This is a genomic window from Burkholderia dolosa (assembly GCF_902499135.1).
Classification (GTDB): Bacteria; Pseudomonadota; Gammaproteobacteria; order Burkholderiales; family Burkholderiaceae; genus Burkholderia; species Burkholderia dolosa.
Map to the genome: position 1 here is coordinate 26,643 of NZ_CABVPR010000041.1, position 18,456 is coordinate 45,098.

Sequence of the window (18,456 nt, forward strand, 5' to 3'; positions counted from 1 at the left end):
ACATCGCGCGGCTACCGGCCGTGCGCTTATCGGCATCACGGCGATCGCGCCGGCATTGGTCGCTGCATCAGGGCACCGGAACGTCATCGTGCGACGATGCGATCCGAGTCGCAGCCCATGCACAACATTGTCATTGCTCTGCCATGGGCGTCGGATAGTGTTCGAAGCTGCCCGGATTTCACCAATGGATCGATCATGCAGCGGCCGTTGCACGTTTCACGTCTTGCGGTCTATACCGCCGCGTCGCGCGTGCTCGCGATCAGCCTCGCGATCAATCTGCTGTTGCTTGCGGTCGAAACGAGCGCCGCGTGGTCCGCGCATTCGTCCGGCCTGCTCGCGGACGTTGCGCACGCAGCGATCGACCTCGCGGCAGACGCGCTGATCCTCGTCGCGTGCCGGCTCGACGCGCGCTTGCCGACGGAGCGGCGTCCGACCTATGAGCCGCTTGCGCTTGCGGCACTGGGCGCGCTGCTCGTCGCGACCGGCGCCAGAATGGTCTGGCAAGCGGTGAGCCGGTTCGACGCGCCGCCGGTCGTGCAGCCGGGTGGCATCGCGCTCGTGCTCGTCGCCGTCACGCTCGTCGGCAAAGCGGCACTGTCGCACTGGATGCTGAGCAACGCGCGCGAGACCGGCTCCGCGCTGCTCGAGGCGAGCGGCTGGCACGTGCGCACCGATGCGTTTTCGTCGCTGCTGGCGGCGCTCGCGATGAGCGCGGCGTGGGCGGGCGTCGGCCGCCTCGACGATGTCGCCGCTCTTACGATCGGCGCGCTCGTGATCCGGACCGGTGCCGGCTTCGTCCGGCGCGGCTATGCGCAGTGGCCGGCGCTCGCGTGTGCAAGCCGCCCTACGCGCGGGCCGTGACGCGTGACGCCGCGCGATATCGGACGCCGCGTCCATCGATACGGTGAAGTCGTCGGACGCGGGTTCGCGCGTCGTGAAACGTCCGGCATTCGGTCGTTTGCTGCTTCGAATCGAAAAGAGGCTCGCGTGTTGCCAGCCTCTTTCGCACGGTGCAGTCGGAACGTCATCCTCGGGGGCGGCCGTTGTCGCCCTGTCGAGCGACGCGGCTCGCCGACGGCCGCGCGGTCGCGGATTGCGCTTCGCGATAACAGGCTACCGTTTGTTTGTTAGAAATACAGGCTGCGATTTGTATTTCGTAAATACATGTCATAGACTGTATTTTTCGAACACAAGCGATCGCCTGTCGTTTCGCGAAGAACCATGGGATTCCCCGTCCAGACCTTGAGCCAGTTGCGGCCGATACTCGTCGGCTTCCGGAAATCCGCGGGGCTCACGCAGGCGCAGCTCGCGGCCCGCCTCGGCGTCACCCAGCAATCGTACGCGCAGCTCGAAGCGAATCCGGCCGCGGTCAGCATCGAACGGCTGTTCAGGGTGCTGACCGTGCTCGGCGTGCGTCTGACGCTGGAGCCCGGCACAGCGGCGGACGCGTCGACGCCCGACGTCGAGATGGCGCGTGCTCGCGACGATGGCCACGGCGCGCGTGTGCGCTCGACGTCTGCGCCGATCGGCCCGCCGGCAGTCGCCAAAGCCACGAAAGCCGCCGGGGCCACGAAGGCCGCTGCGGGCGCGCGGGCCGCAGCAGCAGCAGCTGCCAGCGCGCGAAAGAGGCCCGCCGCAGCGCCCCGCAAATCGGTCCGTACGAAGCGGGAGGACTGGTGACGATGGCCCGGCGCACCCGCCACGACCGTCTCGACCTGTGGATGAACGGTATTCCGGTCGGCTACTGGGAAGTGACGCGCGGCGTCGAACGCCTCGTCTATTTGCCGACGTGGATCGACGATCCGCAAGGACGTCCGCTATCGCTGTCGCTGCCGTTCACGCCCGGCAATCAGCCGCACCACGGCGCAATCGTCGCCGACTATTTCGACAACCTGCTGCCGGACAGCCAGCCGATTCGCCGCCGCATCGCGCAGCGCTACCGGCTCGGATCGACGGCGCCGTTCGAATTGCTCGCATCGATCGGCCGCGATTGCGTCGGCGCGCTGCAGCTGCTGCCGCCCGACGAGACGCCGGTCGATCTCGAGAAAATCGACGGCACGCCGCTGGACGACGCGGCCGTCGCCGACGTATTGCGCCATGCGACCGCCGCGCCGCTGCCCGGCCAGCCGGAGCCGGACGAAGAGCTGCGGCTGTCGATCGCCGGCGCGCAGGAAAAGACCGCGCTGCTGCGGCACGGCGATCGCTGGATGCTGCCGACCGGCAGCACGCCGACCACGCATATCTTCAAGCTGCCGCTCGGGCGCGTCGGCAACATGCAGGCCGACATGCGGACGTCCGTCGAAAATGAATGGCTGTGCTCGAAGCTCGTCGCCGCGTACGGCCTGCCGGTCGCCCATTGCGACATCGGCCGGTTCGACGACCAGAAGGCGCTGATCGTCGAACGCTTCGACCGGCGTCCGTCCCGCGACCGTACGTGGATCCTGCGGCTGCCGCAGGAAGACATGTGTCAGGCGACCGGCACGCCGTCGGCGGCGAAGTACGAAGCGGACGGCGGGCCGGGGATCGCGACGATCATGGAGATTCTTGCGAACTCCGCCGACGCCGCGCACGACCGGCGCAACTTCTTCGTCGCGCAGCTCGTGTTCTGGGTGCTGGCGGCGATCGACGGTCATGCGAAGAATTTCAGCATCGCGCATCTGCCCGGCAACGCGTATCGCAGCACGCCGCTGTACGACGTGCTGTCCGCGCATCCGATCATCGGCACGCGCCGCAATCAGCTGCCGCCGCGCCGCGCGCGGCTCGCGATGGCCGTGTGCGGGAAGAACCGCCACTACGTGATCGGCGACATCCAGCCGCGCCATTGGATCGCTCAGGGCCGCCGCGTCGGACTGACCGAAGACGACGTGCGCACGGCGATGGCCGACGTGGCGGCGCGCACGGAGCCCGCGATTGCCGATGTCGCGTCGCGCATGCCGGCGGATTTCCCGGCCGACGTGGCCGACGCGATCTTCGACGGGATGCGGCGGCAGAGCCGCAAGCTGGCTGCGGTCGATTAGCCGATTCGTCTATTAACCGATTGGTCGACTAACTGGCTACCAGCTACCAGCTACCGGCTACCAGCTACCGGCTACCGGCTAACCGACCAACCGACCAACCGACCAACCGACCAACCGACCAACCGACCAACCGACCAACCGACCAACCGACCAACCGACCGACTGGTCAATTGCCGCCGCGTGCGCGCGGCGGCCGCAGCCCGTCACCGCATGTCGTGCTCGCTTGGCTCCGTCGTCCCCGTTGCGCGAAAGCAGCGCGCGTCGCGCGATGCGACACGAAGCCCGCTCAGCCTGCATCGCGCGCACGGGCCAGCGCGGCGAGATTGCCCTCGCCGAACCCGTGATGCCCCTTGCGCTGCACGATTTCGAAGAAGATTTCGCCGGGCCGGCGCTTCACGAAAGTCTGGAAGAACAGGCGCGGCACGCCGTCGCTGCCGATCTCGCCGTCGATCAGCACCGAGCGGCGGCGCAGCGCGTCGAGATCGACACCGTGCCCCGGCAGCCGCGCGTCGACGTCGTCGTAGTAGCGTGCCGGCGGCTCGATGAACTCGACGCCGTTCGCACGCAGCGCATCGACGCTCGCGAGGATGTCGTCGGTCGCGAGCGCGACGTGCTGGACGCCCTCGCCCGGATGGTCGGGCAGATACGCGTGCATCAGCTCGGTGCGCCGCGTGCCTTCCTCGTACACCGGAATCCGCACCGCGCCGCACGGCGACACCATCACGCGCGATTCCTCCGACACATGCCAGTGCGCATCGATCTCGTGGATTTCGCGGAAATGCAGCAGGTCGTGGTAAAAGTCCAGCCACTCCTGCATGCGGCCGGCGCCGACCGTCTGCGTGAAGTGGTCGACCTGCAGCAGCCCGGTGCCGGCGCAATGCAGATCGGTATGCGCGGTCGCGATGTCGATCGGCCGGAAATCGATGTCGAAGATCGAAATGTCGCCGACGCCGCCGCGCTGCCCGCCGCGTCCGCGCCAGCGGTCGACGAAATAGAGGTGCGAATCGCCGATTCCCTGGATCGCCGGAATCTTCAGCTCGCCGACGCCCACACGCTCGCCCTCGAACGCCCAGGCGCCGAGCTCGATCGCCCGCTCGAACGCGCGACGCGCGCTGTCGACCCGGATGCCGATCGCGCACACGCCCATCCCGTATTCCTCCGCGTAGCGCGCGGCGAACGAGTCGGGCTCCGCGTTGATCAGGAAGTGCATCTGCCCTTGCCGGTACAGCGTGACGTCCTTGCTCACGTGTCGCGCGATCGCCTTGAAGCCGAGCTGCTCGAAGCGCTGCGCGAGCGCGTCGGGCTTCGGCGCCGCGAACTCGACGAATTCGAGGCCGGCCATCCCGAGCGGATTGGCGGCCGGATCGGCAACGGGCGGCGTATCGCTGGGCAGCGGATGGGGATTGCCGGGCATTCCAGTCTCCGGGGCATGAGAGTGCCCGGCGCGTGCGGCAGGCCCGGCCGGGGCGCCGGCCGGACGTCCGCCCGGTTCGGGCGAGTTTCGGATGGTGCAGATTTTAACCAGACCGTTCATCGCCGCACACCCTGGCCGAACGGGATATCGGCGAGCCGCCTAGTGCTAACCCCGAAATCGTTCGATAAACGCACGGACTTGAACGATAATCGCGCGCCTCGACCGTTCGGCCGATTGCCGCCGCGCGGCGTTGCGCCCTATCCTCCGTTCACCCATCGACTTCAATGCAGCATCGGACGCGGCATCGCCGCGATTCACGATGCGCCGTGCCAGGAGACACCGCCATGACCCCCACCTTCGACACTCTCGACGCCGCCGGCGTCCGCGCGCGCGGCCAGGCCCGCAAGGCTGCGATCGGCAGCTTCGTCGGCGCCGTCGTCGACTGGTATGACTTCCTGTTGTACGGGATCGTCGCCGCGCTCGTATTCAACTCCGAGTTCTTTCCGAAGGTCAGTCCGACGATGGGCACGCTCGCCGCGTTCGCGACGTTCGGCGTCGGCTTTCTGTTCCGACCGCTCGGCGGCGTCGTGTTCGGCCATTACGGCGACCGGCTCGGCCGCAAGCGCATGCTCGTGCTGACCGTGATGCTGATGGGGCTGTCGACCGTCGCGATCGGCCTGCTGCCCACCTTCGCGACGATCGGCTGGTGGGCGCCGGTGCTGCTGGTGCTGATGCGCGCGATCCAGGGTTTCGCGGTCGGCGGCGAATGGGGCGGCGCGGCGCTGATGGCGGTCGAGAGCGCGCCGAAGAAAAAGAAGGCGTTCTACAGCAGCGGCGTGCAGGTCGGCTACGGCGTCGGGCTCGTGCTCGCGACCGGAATCGTGTCGATCCTCAGTCACGTGCTCGGCGAAGCCGCGTTCAAGTCGTGGGGCTGGCGGCTGCCGTTCGTGTTCAGCATCGTGCTGGTGCTGATCGGGCTGTGGGTGCGCAAGAGCATGGACGAATCGCAGGAGTTCGTCGAGAAGGTCGAGCACGGCAACCGCAAGCTGCGCCTGCCGGTGCTGGAGGCGCTCACGCGCCATCCGAAGGCGTTCCTGCTGATCGTCGCGCTGCGGCTCGCCGAACTGTTCACGATGTACATCGTCACCGCGTTCGCACTCAGCTATTCGACGTCGAACCTCGGCATGTCGCGCGACCTGTTCCTGAACATCGGCCTGCTGGTCGGCGCGGTGAGCTGCGTGACGATCCCGTGCTTCGCGTGGCTCGCCGACCGCTTCGGGCTGCGCCGCATCTACCTGATCGGTGCGCTGATCGGCGTCGCGTCCGCCGTGCCGTTCTTCATCGCGCTGGAGTCGCGTTCGGTCGCGTGGATCGTGGTCTTCTCGCTGCTGCTCGCGAACGCCGCGCACGACATGGTGGTGAGCGTCCAGCAGCCGCTGTTCACCGAGCTGTTCGGCGCCGAATACCGCTACAGCGGCGCGGGCGTCGGCTATCAGTTCGCGAGCGTCGTCGGCGGCGGCTTCACGCCGTTCATCGCGGTCGGCCTCGTCAGCCTGGCCGGCGGCTCGTGGCACCTCGTCGCCGGCTATCTCGCGGCCGGCTGCCTGATCTCGCTCGCGGTCGCCGCGCGGATGCGGGCCGCGGGCTGACACCGGCATCGCCGGCCACTTCCGGCCGGCCTTCCGCGCTCGGCCTCGTCGTCCGCCAAGCCCGACAGCCAGCGCCAACGCAGCCACGCAGCAGGCAAAGCGGCGCAACGCACGACGACGTCAAAGACCGTCGAGCACGCGCGCCGCGCGTTCGTTTTCCGCGCCGAACACGCGACGCCGCGTGCCGACCAATGGCATCATATGGGCCTACGTCAGTCACCGATACGCCCCCATATCATGTCGAATCTCATCGTCCACGGCGGCACTCCGCTGCGCGGGGACATCAAGCCGTCCGCCAACAAGAACGCCGTCCTGCCGATCCTGTGCGCGACCCTGTTGACCGATCAGCCGCTGCGCCTCGTCGGCGTGCCGGACATCACCGACGTACGCAAGATCCTCGACATCTTCCGCACGCTCGGCAGCGACGTGTCGGTCGATTTCACGACGGGCCTCCTCGAGCTCCATCACCGCAACACGAAGTTCGATCCGGCCGTCCATCGGCTGCCGGAAGCGATGCGCTCGTCGATCATGCTGATTCCGCCGCTGCTCGCACGCTTCGGCGTCGCGCGGCTCGAAAACGACGTGAAGGGCTGCACGCTCGGCGTGCGCGAAATCGATCCGCACGTCGAGGTGTTCGAGCGCTTCGGCGCGCACATCGAGCGCACGCCGGATTCGCTGATCGTGCGCACCGACGGTCCGCTGACCGCCAACGATCACTGGCTCGACTACGCGTCGGTGACGACCACCGAGAACTTCGCGCTGTGCGCAACCGCCGCGAACGGCACGTCGACGCTGATGAACGCGGCGTCCGAACCGCACGTGCAGGAGTTCTGCCAATTCCTCGCGATGATCGGCGTCGCGGTCGACGGGATCGGCACGTCGCGGCTCTGCGTGACCGGCGGCCGCAAGCTCGGCGGCGGCGAATTCCGCTTCGCCGAGGATTTTCACGAGATCGCGACGTTCCTCGCGCTCGGCGCGATCACCGGCGGCGACATCACGGTGCGCAACTCGTCGCCCGAGCATTTCCCGCTGATCGACCGCACGTTCGCGAAGTTCGGCGTGACGGTCACGCATCGCGACGGCTGGTCGCGCGCGGAACGCGACGGCCCGCTGCGCGTGCGCCGGCCGTTCACGCAGAACATCCTGACCAAGGTCGAAGCCGCGCCGTGGCCGTATCTGCCGGTCGATCTGCTGCCGATCTTCATCGCGCTCGGCGTGCGGGCGGAAGGCAGCGCGATGTTCTGGAACAAGGTGTACGACGGCGCGCTCGGCTGGTCGGGCGAGCTGTCGAAGTTCGGCGCGCACGTGCTGCTGTCGGACCCGCACCGGCTGATCACGTTCGGCGGGCTGAAGCTGACGCCGGCACGCGTCGAGAGCCCGTACATCATCCGCGTCGCGATCGCGCTGCTGATGGTGGCCGCGAGCATCGAAGGCCGCTCGGAAATCATGAACGCGCTGCCGATCCGTCGCGCGCATCCGCGTTTCGTCGAGAACCTGCGCTCGGTCGGCGCCAACGTCGAGTGGACGAGCAGCGAGTAACGCGGAAGCGGATGCGGCGCGCGTGGTGAGCGCGCCGCATTCGCTGCCACCCTCCTCTGTCGCGCGGCCCGATCGGCAACGCCGCCGCGCCGACTCGCCGAGCCCTCGTGAGCCGGCACTGCGACATCCGCGTCGAGCGGCGCTCGCTGCCCATTTCGCCGTGATCGCCGCTTGCTCGCCGCCGATACCGTCGTCGCGTCCGTGGTCGCTGTCGCCGACAGCGTCGTCGTTGCCGTACGGTCTCCGCTCGCCGCCTCCGCGCCGCACGTCCGGCCGCGGGTCATCCCCGCTGTCGCGCCCCGTCCGACTTGCGCGATAATCGCCCGCTTCCGTGCGATCAACGCTCGCACACTTCGCTTCGCCAGCCGACCGACACTCCGCCGACGATGAAAAAACCCGAACTCGACCGACGCGACTGGATCGCGGGCCTCGAAAAAGGCCTGATGATCCTCGAGGCGTTCGACAGCCAGCACGCGCGGATGACGCCGACGCAAGCCGCCGCACGCACCGGCCTCACGCGCACGGCCGCGCGGCGCTACCTGCTGACGCTCGAATCGCTCGGCTACGTGTACACCGACGGCAAGCTGTACGGGCTCACGCCGCGCGTGCTGCGGGTCGGCTGGTCGTACTTCGACTCGGCGCGCCTGCCGCGCACCGTGCAGCCGTATCTGCAGCAGCTGAGCGCATCGCTGAACGAATCGGCGTACGTGAGCGTGCTCGACGGATGGGAGCTCGTGTTCATCGCGCGCAACGGCGTATCGCGGGTGATGACGACTGGCTTCGTGCTGGGCGCACGCGTGCCGGCGCCGCTGACGTCGCCGGGCGTCGTGCTGCTCGCGCATCACCCGGACCGCGACGCCGTGCGCGCGTGGCTCGACGACACCGAACTGCCGCCGTTCACGCCGCACACGATCACGAACAAGGCGCGCCTGCTCGAGCAGATCGACCAAGCGCGCGACGCCGGCTTCGCGGTGATCGAACAGCAGCTGCAGGTCGGCGTGCGCGGGCTCGCGGTGCCGCTGAAGAACCGTCACGGCGAAGTCGTCGCCGCGCTGAGCACGAACATGCCGATCGGCGCGGAGACGACAGAAGCGGCCGTGCGGCGCGTGCTGCCGCATCTGCAGGAAGCCGCGCTCGCGATGCTGAACGTGCTGTAGCGCGTCGTCGAAGGCCGGCGGTCGCGCCGCTCACCCGACCCGCCACCAGCGAGGCAGCAGCTCGCGCACTTCGCGGCGCCGGTAGCGGTCGTCGATCAGGTGCACGACGCCTTCGTCGTGTTCGGTGCGGATCACGCGTCCCGCCGCCTGCACGACCTTCTGCAAGCCCGGATACAGATACATGTAGTCGTACCCGTTGCCGAAGCGCGCGTCCATCGCGCGCCGCATCTGCTCGTTGACGTCGTTGACCTGCGGCAGGCCGAGCGTCGCGATGAACGCGCCGATCAGCCGCTCGCCGACCAGGTCCACGCCTTCCGAGAACGCGCCGCCGAGCACGGCGAACCCGACGCCGCGCCCGCCCGCGTCGAAGCGCGCGAGAAACGCGTCGCGCTCGCTTTCGGCCATGCCGGGCGCCTGCGCCCACACCGGCACGTCCGGGTGGCGCGTCTGCATCAGCGCGACGACGCGCGCGAGGTAATCGAAGCTGCTCAGAAAGCCGAGATAGTTTCCCGGGCGCGCCGCATACTGCGCGGCGATCAGGTCGGCGATCGGCTCGAGCGAACGGTCGCGGTCGCGCCAGCGTGTCGACACGTGACTCGCGACGCGCACCGTCAGCTGCTCCGCGCGAAACGGCCCGTCGACGTCGAGCCATCGCGTGTCGTCCGGCAGCCCGAGCGTGTCGCGATGGAAATGGAACGGACTCAGCGTGCCGGAAAACAGCACCGTCGCGCGCGCGGCGTCGTGACGCGGCGCGAGAAAGCCGGCCGGGATCACGTTGCGCACGCACAGCGTCGACTGCACGCGGCGCCGGCGAGCGGCCGGCGCGACACCGTCGAGCGCCGGCTGGCGCGGCAACGGTTCGCCGTGCAGCGTCGCATCGAAGATCGACGCGCTGTCGAACGCGTCGGCGAGCACGCCGAACTGGATCGCGTCGAAGTGAAAGCGCAGCAGTGCGTCGCCGTTCGAGCGCGGCGCGTCGGCCAGATATTCGCCGATCGCCGCGACGAGGTTTTGCACGGCCGACACGATCGGCCCCGGAATGTCCGGATATGCGGCATAGCGTTCGGCCTGCGCGCGGCCGAGCGCGCCCCACGCGCGCGCGAGCCGGTCGAACGCCTTGTGCAGCGCGGGCGGCGCCGCTTCGCGCGCGGCGGCGAACGCGAACGGATCGAGCGACGCGCTGTACATCTTGCGTGCACGGTCCAGCAGGTTGTGTGCTTCGTCGACGAGCACGCCGACCCGCCACTGGTTCTGCTGCGCGAGCGTGTACAGCATCGCGCTGCCGTCGTAGTAATAGTTGTAGTCGCCGATCACCATGTCGGACCAGCGCGCAAGCTCCTGCGCGAGGTAGTACGGACAGACGTCGTGCGCGAGTGCGGCCGCGCGCACCGCGTCGCGATCGAGCAGCCCCGCGTCGATCGCCGCGTCGCGGGCGGCCGGCAGCCGGTCGTAGAACCCTTGCGCGAGCGGACACGATTCGCCGTGGCACGCGCGGTCCGGATGCTCGCACGCCTTGTCGCGCGCGACGAGCTCCAGCACGCGCAGCGGCAGCGCGGACGTGCCGGCGCCGAGCGTCGTCGCCGCCTCGAGCGCGAGCGCGCGGCCGGGCGTCTTCGCGGTCAGGAAGAACACGTGATCGAGCTCGCCCTCGCCGCACGCCTTCAGCATCGGGAACACGGTGCCGAGCGTCTTGCCGATGCCGGTCGGCGCCTGCGCGATCAGGCAGCGTTCGTCGCGCGCCGCACGATAGACGGCGACCGCGAGCTCGCGCTGCCCGCTGCGGAACCGTCCGTGCGGAAACGTCAGCGCGCGCAGCGCCGCGTCGCGCGCCGCGCGATGCGCGGTCTCGCGCTCGGCCCACCCGACGAAGCACGCGCACTGTTCGGCGAAGAACGCGGCGAGCGCATCTGCGCTCAGCGTTTCGGTCAGCACGGTCTCGCGCTCGGACACGATGTCGAAATACACGAGCGCGACGTCGATCTCGGCCAAACCGCGCGCGACGCACATCAGGTGCGCATACACCTTCGCCTGCGCCCAGTGCAGCGCGCGATGGTTGTCCGGCATCGCGTCGAGGCTGCCGCGATAAGTCTTGATCTCTTCTAGCCGGTTCGACACCGGATCGTAGCCGTCCGCGCGGCCGCGCACGGTCAGCGTGCGCCACGTGCCGCTCAGCGGAATCTCGGTTTCGTAGCGCGCGCCGCGATTCGACGTGACCGCGCCGTGGCCCGCGATGCCTTCGAGCGCGGTCGGCGCGGGCGTGAAGCGCAGGTCGAGGTCGCCGCGCCGCGCGGTGAACTCGCACATCGCGCGTACTGCGACGACGTAGGTCATGCGGACAGTCCCGCCGTTTCCGCGCGCGCGACGTCCGCGCCGGCCCATTCGACGTCGACGACACGCACCGGCATCCCGTGCGCGCGGCAGTACGCGAGCCAGCGCGTCTGATTGTCCTGCAGCCGGTCGCCGGGCCCTTTCACTTCGATCAGCTCGTAGCGCCGCTCGTCCGGCCAGAAGCGCACGAGATCCGGCAGCCCCGACCGGTTGCTGCGAACGTCGGCGAGCAGCCGCTCGAACCACAGCCGCAGATGCGCGGCCGGCAGGCACGCCAGCGCTTCGTCGAGCAGTTGCTCGCTCAACACGCCCCAGAACACGAACGGCGACTGCAGCCCCGTCTTCGTCGCGTAATGCCGGCGAATCGTGTCGCGATACGCGTCCGACTCGAGCTGCGCGAAGCACGCGGCGAACGCCTGCGCGCGACGCGCGGCGAAATCGGGCGCATGCAGGTCGGCCGGCCCGCGCTGGAACGGATGGAAGAACGCGCCGGGCACGGCCGCGAACACGGGCTCCCAGCACAGCAGCCCGAACAGCGAATTGATCAGCGTGTTCTCGACGTAGTGAACCGACACGCCCGGCTCGGCGAGATGATCGCGTACCGCGAATTCGACGCTGACGAATGCGTGCGGACGCGCGAGCACGAGCGTCTCGCGCGGCACGTCGGGCGCCGCGGCCGCGCGTTCGGCCCGGTGGCCGGCGCGGCGCAGCAGGCGCGGCAGCATGCGCTCGACGCGCTGGCGCTCTTCGTCGCTCTCGAAGCTGCCGCGCGCGTCGAGCGCCAGCGCGAGCGCATCGTCGTCGCGCCCGCAGCGCTCGAGCACGCGGATGCGCCGATGGCGGCTGCCGGGCCACGCGCTGCGCGCATACGCATCGAGCGCGGCCGGCCAGTCGGCACGCCGCTCGCACGCCTGCCCGAGCGTGAACAGCAGCTTTGCACGGCGCGTCTGCAGCCACGGCTGTGTACAGGTCACCGCGTCGATCGCGTGCAGCAGCGCATCGAACGGCTGGTCGTCGGGCCATGCGTCGAGCGCTTCGCGGCATGCGTTCAGCGCGAGATACGCGTCGACGTCGCCGCGCTGCTGGAACGCGCGCGACGACGGCGCAAACGGCACGCTTTCGTACTGGAACACGCCGAGATCGGCGAGCACGAATTCGCTCCAGTCCTGATGGAGATTGCCGAAGAACATCAGCCGCAGCCGGTCGCACAGCGCGCCGACCGTTACGCGCAACACGCGGTCGGCAGCGCCCGCGCACCACGCATCGAGCGGCTGCGCGACGTCGTGCGCGGGGCGCAGCCGTTCGAGCCAGTCGAGCTTGCGCTCGCCCGCATGCGCGGCCAGCGACGGAAAGATCGTCAGCAGCTCGGCCTTGGTCGACAGCGCGAACAGTTCGTCGAGCGTCAGTGCGGGCGCCGGATCGACCCAGCCGAGCTCGACGAGCGGCGCGGCGGCCGTGACCGGGCAGCCGATCTCGTCATAAACGAGCTTGCTCGCGCGGAAGTCCGGCCCGCTGCGCATCAGCATCCGCACGAGCAGCGCGCGCGACGCCTGCGGCAGTTGCGCGAAATGCAGGAGGAACCCGTGCTCGGCTGCGTCGAGCAGATCGTCGTAACGCTCGGCGAGCCACGCGAGCGCGCGCTCGAAATTGGTCAGGTAGTAGAACGCCGGGGGCGGCGGCGGAGATGGCGTCACGGGGATCGATCACTGTACGTTTGTACAGGTCGGAATCATAGCAAATGTGACGGCCGGCGCCGCGCGCCGCCTGCAGCGGTAGCCGCGGGCCGGTCAGAACTGGTAGTTCACCGACATGTCGAACACGCCGTTCGTCGACTGCTGCGTGATCGGGCTGCGCGCCGCGCGGCCGACAAGCTGTTCGACCGCGCCGTCCACCGTCACGAACCAGTGCTTGTTCACGAACCACACCATCGTGACGCCCGCGCCGACCGACTTGATCCCCGCACGCGACGAATAGGCGGGCAGCCCGGAGCGCGCGGCGGCGCCCTGGTTCACGCCGAACCAGCTGTTCATGTAGCGCGAATCGGCGAACGACACCGTCGGCCCGGCGAACCAGAAGAAGTGCTCGTTGCTGCCCGGCATCGGCATGTACGCGGAGAAATCGCCGACCCAGCCGTTCGAGCCGCCGATGCTGCGCCGGACGTCCGCGCGCAGCACGAGCGGGAAGTCCTTCGACACCACGTAGTCGGCGGCGAGCTTCATCACGGGCGCCGCGTTGATGTTGTCGAGTCCGTTCAGGTGGCCGAGATCGTCGGCGGAACGGCGTCCGAGGTCGTAGCCGACCGACAGGCTCACGCGCCAGTTCGGGCCGCGCAGCACGTTCGCGCCGAGGCCGTCGCCGGTCGACAGGAAGAACAGGTCGCGATAGCGGACGTCGAGGTTGGGCCCGCCCCTCACGCGATAGCGGTCGGAGCCCGGATAGCGCGGCTGCAGCGTCGTCGCCGCGCCGACGCTCACCTGCCACGTCGGCGGCGGATTCGGCTGGAACAGCTTCTGCAGCGGCACGCCCGCCGAGTATTGCCACTCGCCGAGCGGCGATGGCGTCTGGGCCGACGCATCCCGGGCGCCGGCGGCCGCGAGCGCGGCGAATGCCGACAGGCCGGATACGAGCCGGCGTGCGCGGGGTGACAGCAACGGGCGGGCAACGGTCATCAAGGCGATCTCCATCAGTTTGCGTGAAACGACCCTGAGCAACGGCGTACGACGCGCTTCGCCGCAACGGCGGTCGGCCTGCGGCGCGAACGTAGCGGACGCTGAATTAACGGACATCCTACGCGACACGCGCGTAGCAGCAAAGCGCCCGCGGTACGCGGGCACTTTGCCGAATTCCGGCACAGGCCGGCGAATGGTTGCGTAATCAGAAACGCTCGACGTGGTAATCACCGGCGAGCGCGGCCGGGCTGCGGTTCGACATCATGCGTGCGAACCCGTCGCCGAGCCGTCCGAGCGCGAGCTGCTTCTGGCTCGCGTCCCAATGGGTATAGGCGTCGTAAGCGGAATCGTCGAACGAGACGGTAACGGCAGCCGGCCGGCCGCTCGCACGAAAGCCGATCTGCAGCACGCCGCCCGGCAATTCCTCGATGCGATAGCGCAGCGAACGCGATTCGAAATAGCGGCCCAGCACCTGGGCGATCGCGCGCTTGTCCGGCGATTGCACATGGATGTCCATGACGGTCCTCCTTTCGGTGTTCGCGCGGCCGGCCGCGATGCACCGTCGCCGCCCGGCATCCGCATCGGCGGCGGCTGCGACGGCGGGTCGCCGTGCGGCGACTGGTCGGGCACGGGCGGATCGAACGGATCGTCGTGCTCCGGAGGGGTCGGCTCGGGGTCGACGTCGGGTGTCGGCTCGGGACGGTGCAGCATGGATCGCGTATTCATGTCACTCCTGCGCGACGGCTCGCGCGTGTCGATGGCGCGGCCACCGTCGCAAACGCCGTGCCTGCCCGGCGCGACGACGTGCTGCTCGCCTCGCGTGGCTCAGTCGTCGTACGCGGCCATCACGAGCCACATGCTGCGTCCGTCCGACGTCAGCCGCACCGCGAGCGCGAAGGTGTCGGACGGCTTGCAGTGCTCGACGAGCGCGCGCTGCGCGCGCTCCGGGCCGTCGTAGACGGTGTCGTTCAGTTGCCGCACGTCGTCCTTGCCGGCGAACATGCGCCGCTCCGGCCGATAGACGAGCGATTCGCGCTTCCATGTCTGGAAGCGCGCGCGCACGTGCGCGAAGTCGCCGCCGCACACGTTCGCGTCGTAACGTATTCTTTCCGAGGATGCATTCATCGCGATTTCCGGTTGTCCACGCCGACGGCTCGCGGATCGCCCGACCGTTGCGCCTGCCTCGCCGGCGGGCAAGCACCATGCCGTCGGTGCCGTACGGGTACGGCGCTTGCGTCCGTCCATACCCATAGGAGGTTCGACCATGACCGCTCACGTTACCGGCCGCCGCGATGCCGTGTCGCCGGCTGCCGAATCGCTCCGGCTCGCACCGTCGCGCAAGCCGTCTGCCGACAAGACGGAACAACGCATCGACGAAGGGCTGGAGGAGACGTTTCCGGCCAGCGACCCGCCCGCCGTCGGCGGCGGATCCCGCATCGACCCCGCGAAGCCGTCCGGCGATCGCGACCGCCGCGCGCCGGACGTCCCACCACCGCCCCGCGATCACGGCTAAGCGGCGGCAGCCGGCTCGGGTGCGCGGCGGCGTACCGCCGGACCGGCGAGAACCGGAGCAACTGATGAAACGGATGGAACGTGCATGGCACGAAGTCAGCGGCGCCGCCGGCGTCGCGGCGCTGGCAGCCATCGAGAGCGCCGTGGTGCTCGCGATCGTCGCGATGACCGGCGTCGGCCACTGATCGACGTCGCACACTGCCCGTCGCCGCCGTGGAAGATGTACAAGCGAGCTGGCAAATTTCTCCGTGCCCGTCGCGGTGAGCGGGCAGTGTCTACCGATTGCATGCGGCACGGCGTCTGCCGCCGGGTCGCTCCGCTCACGAAGGAGGCCTTCATGTATCGCGTCAACGAGATCATGTCGCGCGACGTCGTCTGCGTCGCCCCGACCGACACGATTCGCCATGCGGCGCAGCTGATGCAGCGCTTCGACATCGGCGTGCTGCCCGTCTGCGACGGCGGCAAGCTCGTCGCGATCGTGACTGACCGCGATCTCGCGGTGCGTGCGCTGTCGCACGGGCATTCACCCGACACGCCGGTGCAGGCGGTTGCATCGGCGCCCGTGCAGTGGTGCATCGAGGACGACGGCGTCGGCGACGTCCAGCAGCGGATGGCCGACGTGCAACTGCACCGGATGCCGGTGCTGGATCGCAACCGGCACGTCGTCGGCATCGTGTCGCTCGGCGACATCGCGACGCGCGCAGGCGGCCCCGCCCGCGACGAACTGGCCAATACGCTCGAGGACGTGTCGCTGCCGCGCCGCAGGTGAGCGCGGCACGCGCGATGGATTCGCGGCGCCGCCGCATGCGTCCCGCGCCGCCCGTGCGTTGCGCGGGCGGCCGCGCCGGCATGCCGCTTCGACGACGAGGTGATCGATGACTACGGACAAACCGCCGCGCGCGAGCGCGCGCATCGCCGGCAGCAGCGGCCGCTCGGGCCGCGGGCCGGGGCCCGACGTGATGGCCGCGAGCACGCTCGAAGGCGATCGTGTGCTGACGGCCGAAGGCCACGATATCGGCAAGGTGACGGACATCATGCTCGACGTGCGGTCCGGCCGCATCGCGTACGCGGTCGTCGCGTCGGGCGGTTTTCTCGGGATCGGCGACAAGCTGCTCGCGGTGCCGTGGAGCGCGCTCACGCTCGACGTCGAGCGCAAGTGCTTCGTCCTGCCCGTGCCGACGGAGCGCGTGCGCGAAGCGCCCGGTTTCGCGAAGGACCGCTGGCCCGCGATGGCCGATCCGTCGTGGGCCGAGGCCGTCCATGCGTACTACGGCCGTTCGCCGTACTGGCTGATCGAAGAAGGCGAAACGGCGATCGATTCGCCGCCGTACGAGGCGTCGCCCGGCGGCCCCGAGGACGACACGCGTCGTCACTGACCAGCCTCGCGCGTCGCGCGTTCAGCGCGCCGCGTCGATCTTCTTCGCGAGCTGCCGCGCGGCGGCCAGATGCGCTTTCAGCGCGGGCAGCGCGTCGGCTGCGAACGCGCGCAACTGCGGATCGCGGCCGGTCCGCGCTTCCTCTTCATAGATCCGTACCGCTTCTTCGTGCGCGCGCGTGCCGGCCAACGCCACGTACGCAGTGTCGAAAGCGCGCCCCTGCTGCGCGCGCAGCGCGGTCACCGCCGGATCGACGAGCATCCGCGTCTGGACCGGCACGCCCTTCCGGGCACCGAGCCGCCGCAGTTCATCGACGATGCGGCCGTGCTCGTCGAGCATTCGCCGCGCGAACGCTTTCACGTCCGGATGCGTCGAGCGATCGAGCGCGAGCTGGCTCGCCTGCAGTTCCGTTTTGCCGATCATGCTTGCCTTGTCGACGAACTCGGCGTCGATGCCGGTCGGCCGTCGCGCGATGTCCTCGTCGGCGGTGTCGCCGGGACGCACGACACCCGGCGCGACCTGCGCAGACGAAGCTGACGACGCCGACGAAGCGGGCGTCGCTTCCGCGTGCGCCGGCGCGCAGATGAGCGTGCCGACGATCGCGGCCATCGCGACCTTCGTCAGCGTCCGGGCGGCGCGCACCCGACTTGCGTGCCGACGCCCGCTACTGCGCTTCCCTTTTTCATTCATCCGCGCCTCCGCCTGCGTCGAGGATCGATGCGTCGCGCCGGCCGCGCACGGCAAGCCGATGCGAGTCACGCCGGCCGGTGCGCGGACGTGAAGAAATCGGTCCACGCGCCGTTCTGCCATGCGCCCTGCACGCGCTCGACCGACAGTGCGCCGGCCGCCCGCAGCGTGCGCTCGGCGAACGTCGCGGTGCGGCGCGTCACGTGCGCGGCCAGCACGACGCCGTTCTCGCACTGCTTCAATGCGCCGTGGCCTTCGGGCGCATCGCCGTTCATCCGGCCGAGCGCGCCGCATAGTGCGCCGACATAGCCGCCGACGAGCGGCACGCCGATCCACGCGAGCGGCGAATGAAACCCGGCGATGGCGAGCAGCGCCGCGCCGCCGACTCCGACCGCCGCGCCGATCCCGACGCCTTCCAGCGCGCCGACGCCGCCCGGGCGTGCCGCGGAATCCGCATACGCGTCGCCGCCGAGCCAGAACAGCGCGTGCTGCCCCGGTGGATTGAGAAAGAAGACCTTCACGTCGTCCCGGTGCATCGCGTGGCCGCGCAATTGCGCGGCGCAGCGTTCCGCCTGTTCGAGCGTCGAGAAACGACCCGCGATGATGGTGTCCATGTCGAACCCTCCTGCCCGGTGCGCACGGCCGCGAGGCGCGCGACGCCCGACCGGCCCGGCGCTTGCCCGCGCATACGTTACTTCCGGCGGACCTGCAGCTCGTCGCGCACGCTGCGGACGCCGTCGATGCCGCGCACGATCCGGACCGCGGTCGCGCGTTGCTGTTCGTCGGGCACGGTGCCCGTCAGCTCCGCCACGCGGCCGCGTACCTGCACGTCGATGTCGCCGGACGCCAGCCCGCGCTCGGCGACGAGCGCAGCCCGCGCACGGGACACGATCGTCGCATCGCGGAGCTGGCCGCCGATGGCCGACGCCTGGCTCGCGAGCTTCGCGCCGGTGCCCTGTTCGGCCGACGCGTGGCGAGGCATCGCGAACCACGCACACGACACCATCAGTATGCTCGCGATCCGCACGGCCGGCGGCATCCGCTTCGTATCCGACGGCGAAGCCGTGCCGGCCGGGCGGCCGCGTCGCGCGCGTTTCGTTCCGTTCAT

The 18,456-nt window shown here is 69.5% G+C and carries 18 protein-coding genes; 9 read left to right on the plus strand and 9 right to left on the minus strand.

The window, feature by feature from the left end:
* Nucleotides 1-195: 195 nt before the first annotated feature.
* From BUB20358_RS18490 to BUB20358_RS18500, 3 genes are all read left to right on the plus strand, one after another.
* Nucleotides 196-861 carry a cation diffusion facilitator family transporter gene (locus BUB20358_RS18490; protein ID WP_035974125.1) on the plus strand — a complete coding sequence of 222 codons (666 nt, stop codon included), beginning with the start codon at nucleotides 196-198 and terminating at the stop codon, nucleotides 859-861.
* Between the two features lie 360 nt (nucleotides 862-1,221).
* Nucleotides 1,222-1,680, plus strand: coding sequence for a helix-turn-helix transcriptional regulator (locus BUB20358_RS18495; protein ID WP_035974123.1), 459 nt, complete (start codon nucleotides 1,222-1,224; stop codon nucleotides 1,678-1,680).
* 2 nt (nucleotides 1,681-1,682) lie between these two features.
* Nucleotides 1,683-3,017: a type II toxin-antitoxin system HipA family toxin gene (locus tag BUB20358_RS18500; RefSeq protein ID WP_035974121.1), complete on the plus strand. Its 1,335-nt coding sequence runs from the start codon at nucleotides 1,683-1,685 to the stop codon at nucleotides 3,015-3,017.
* A gap of 286 nt (nucleotides 3,018-3,303) precedes the next feature.
* On the opposite strand, the gene BUB20358_RS18510 is transcribed toward BUB20358_RS18500, so the two are convergent.
* On the minus strand, nucleotides 3,304-4,431 hold the full coding sequence (locus tag BUB20358_RS18510) for a 4-hydroxyphenylpyruvate dioxygenase family protein (RefSeq protein WP_035974119.1): 1,128 nt from the start codon (nucleotides 4,429-4,431) through the stop codon (nucleotides 3,304-3,306).
* A 344-nt stretch (nucleotides 4,432-4,775) separates the two neighbouring features.
* On the opposite strand from BUB20358_RS18510, the gene shiA reads away from it, so the two are divergent.
* The 3 genes from shiA to BUB20358_RS18525 all read left to right on the plus strand — a co-directional run bounded on the left by shiA (nucleotide 4,776) and on the right by BUB20358_RS18525 (nucleotide 8,776).
* Entirely contained in the window at nucleotides 4,776-6,080 is a 1,305-nt protein-coding gene (gene shiA / locus BUB20358_RS18515; protein ID WP_035974117.1) for a shikimate transporter, read from the plus strand.
* A 237-nt stretch (nucleotides 6,081-6,317) separates the two neighbouring features.
* Nucleotides 6,318-7,619, plus strand: coding sequence for a UDP-N-acetylglucosamine 1-carboxyvinyltransferase (locus BUB20358_RS18520; RefSeq protein ID WP_035974115.1), 1,302 nt, complete (start codon nucleotides 6,318-6,320; stop codon nucleotides 7,617-7,619).
* 386 nt (nucleotides 7,620-8,005) lie between these two features.
* Nucleotides 8,006-8,776 carry an IclR family transcriptional regulator domain-containing protein gene (locus BUB20358_RS18525; protein ID WP_006765924.1) on the plus strand — a complete coding sequence of 257 codons (771 nt, stop codon included), beginning with the start codon at nucleotides 8,006-8,008 and terminating at the stop codon, nucleotides 8,774-8,776.
* A gap of 30 nt (nucleotides 8,777-8,806) precedes the next feature.
* On the opposite strand, the gene BUB20358_RS18530 is transcribed toward BUB20358_RS18525, so the two are convergent.
* The 5 genes from BUB20358_RS18530 to BUB20358_RS18550 form a co-directional block, all read right to left on the minus strand.
* Nucleotides 8,807-11,107 carry a helicase C-terminal domain-containing protein gene (locus BUB20358_RS18530; RefSeq protein ID WP_035975284.1) on the minus strand — a complete coding sequence of 767 codons (2,301 nt, stop codon included), beginning with the start codon at nucleotides 11,105-11,107 and terminating at the stop codon, nucleotides 8,807-8,809.
* Entirely contained in the window at nucleotides 11,104-12,798 is a 1,695-nt protein-coding gene (locus BUB20358_RS18535) for a VRR-NUC domain-containing protein (RefSeq protein ID WP_006765922.1), read from the minus strand. Before BUB20358_RS18535 ends, BUB20358_RS18530 begins: the two co-directional genes overlap by 4 nt.
* A 93-nt stretch (nucleotides 12,799-12,891) precedes the next feature.
* The gene (locus BUB20358_RS18540; RefSeq protein WP_035975282.1) at nucleotides 12,892-13,773 is read right to left on the minus strand and encodes a MipA/OmpV family protein; all 882 of its coding nucleotides are present in this window, start codon (nucleotides 13,771-13,773) and stop codon (nucleotides 12,892-12,894) included.
* 205 nt (nucleotides 13,774-13,978) lie between these two features.
* Nucleotides 13,979-14,290, minus strand: a complete 312-nt coding sequence (locus BUB20358_RS18545; protein ID WP_006765920.1) for an ATP-binding protein — start codon at nucleotides 14,288-14,290, stop codon at nucleotides 13,979-13,981.
* A 308-nt stretch (nucleotides 14,291-14,598) separates the two neighbouring features.
* On the minus strand, nucleotides 14,599-14,898 hold the full coding sequence (locus BUB20358_RS18550) for a hypothetical protein (protein WP_006765919.1): 300 nt from the start codon (nucleotides 14,896-14,898) through the stop codon (nucleotides 14,599-14,601).
* A gap of 139 nt (nucleotides 14,899-15,037) precedes the next feature.
* On the opposite strand from BUB20358_RS18550, the gene BUB20358_RS18555 reads away from it, so the two are divergent.
* The 3 genes from BUB20358_RS18555 to BUB20358_RS18565 all read left to right on the plus strand — a co-directional run bounded on the left by BUB20358_RS18555 (nucleotide 15,038) and on the right by BUB20358_RS18565 (nucleotide 16,661).
* A complete protein-coding gene (locus BUB20358_RS18555; RefSeq protein WP_006765918.1) occupies nucleotides 15,038-15,286 on the plus strand; it encodes a hypothetical protein in 249 nt (82 codons plus the stop codon).
* A 336-nt stretch (nucleotides 15,287-15,622) separates the two neighbouring features.
* A complete protein-coding gene (locus tag BUB20358_RS18560; protein WP_035975275.1) occupies nucleotides 15,623-16,054 on the plus strand; it encodes a CBS domain-containing protein in 432 nt (143 codons plus the stop codon).
* A 106-nt stretch (nucleotides 16,055-16,160) separates the two neighbouring features.
* Entirely contained in the window at nucleotides 16,161-16,661 is a 501-nt protein-coding gene (locus BUB20358_RS18565; protein WP_006765916.1) for a PRC-barrel domain-containing protein, read from the plus strand.
* Between the two features lie 21 nt (nucleotides 16,662-16,682).
* Here BUB20358_RS18565 and BUB20358_RS18570 read toward each other — a convergent pair whose 3' ends face one another.
* From BUB20358_RS18570 to BUB20358_RS18580, 3 genes are all read right to left on the minus strand, one after another.
* Nucleotides 16,683-17,270, minus strand: coding sequence for a DUF4142 domain-containing protein (locus tag BUB20358_RS18570; protein ID WP_223296985.1), 588 nt, complete (start codon nucleotides 17,268-17,270; stop codon nucleotides 16,683-16,685).
* A gap of 146 nt (nucleotides 17,271-17,416) precedes the next feature.
* Complete coding sequence (locus BUB20358_RS18575) at nucleotides 17,417-17,962, minus strand: hypothetical protein (protein ID WP_006765914.1); 546 nt, start codon at nucleotides 17,960-17,962, stop codon at nucleotides 17,417-17,419.
* A 77-nt stretch (nucleotides 17,963-18,039) separates the two neighbouring features.
* A complete protein-coding gene (locus BUB20358_RS18580; RefSeq protein ID WP_035974113.1) occupies nucleotides 18,040-18,456 on the minus strand; it encodes a BON domain-containing protein in 417 nt (138 codons plus the stop codon).

Coding starts and splice junctions, on each gene's coding strand:
- BUB20358_RS18490 (WP_035974125.1), top strand. CDS start 196: ATGCAGCGGCCGTTGCACGTTTCACGTCTTGCGGTCTATACCGCCGCG.
- BUB20358_RS18495 (WP_035974123.1), top strand. CDS start 1,222: ATGGGATTCCCCGTCCAGACCTTGAGCCAGTTGCGGCCGATACTCGTC.
- BUB20358_RS18500 (WP_035974121.1), top strand. CDS start 1,683: ATGGCCCGGCGCACCCGCCACGACCGTCTCGACCTGTGGATGAACGGT.
- BUB20358_RS18510 (WP_035974119.1), bottom strand. CDS start 4,431: ATGCCCGGCAATCCCCATCCGCTGCCCAGCGATACGCCGCCCGTTGCC.
- shiA (WP_035974117.1), top strand. CDS start 4,776: ATGACCCCCACCTTCGACACTCTCGACGCCGCCGGCGTCCGCGCGCGC.
- BUB20358_RS18520 (WP_035974115.1), top strand. CDS start 6,318: ATGTCGAATCTCATCGTCCACGGCGGCACTCCGCTGCGCGGGGACATC.
- BUB20358_RS18525 (WP_006765924.1), top strand. CDS start 8,006: ATGAAAAAACCCGAACTCGACCGACGCGACTGGATCGCGGGCCTCGAA.
- BUB20358_RS18530 (WP_035975284.1), bottom strand. CDS start 11,107: ATGACCTACGTCGTCGCAGTACGCGCGATGTGCGAGTTCACCGCGCGG.
- BUB20358_RS18540 (WP_035975282.1), bottom strand. CDS start 13,773: ATGACCGTTGCCCGCCCGTTGCTGTCACCCCGCGCACGCCGGCTCGTA.
- BUB20358_RS18545 (WP_006765920.1), bottom strand. CDS start 14,290: ATGGACATCCATGTGCAATCGCCGGACAAGCGCGCGATCGCCCAGGTG.
- BUB20358_RS18550 (WP_006765919.1), bottom strand. CDS start 14,898: ATGAATGCATCCTCGGAAAGAATACGTTACGACGCGAACGTGTGCGGC.
- BUB20358_RS18555 (WP_006765918.1), top strand. CDS start 15,038: ATGACCGCTCACGTTACCGGCCGCCGCGATGCCGTGTCGCCGGCTGCC.
- BUB20358_RS18560 (WP_035975275.1), top strand. CDS start 15,623: ATGTATCGCGTCAACGAGATCATGTCGCGCGACGTCGTCTGCGTCGCC.
- BUB20358_RS18565 (WP_006765916.1), top strand. CDS start 16,161: ATGACTACGGACAAACCGCCGCGCGCGAGCGCGCGCATCGCCGGCAGC.
- BUB20358_RS18570 (WP_223296985.1), bottom strand. CDS start 17,270: ATGGCCGCGATCGTCGGCACGCTCATCTGCGCGCCGGCGCACGCGGAA.
- BUB20358_RS18575 (WP_006765914.1), bottom strand. CDS start 17,962: ATGGACACCATCATCGCGGGTCGTTTCTCGACGCTCGAACAGGCGGAA.
- BUB20358_RS18580 (WP_035974113.1), bottom strand. CDS start 18,456: ATGAACGGAACGAAACGCGCGCGACGCGGCCGCCCGGCCGGCACGGCT.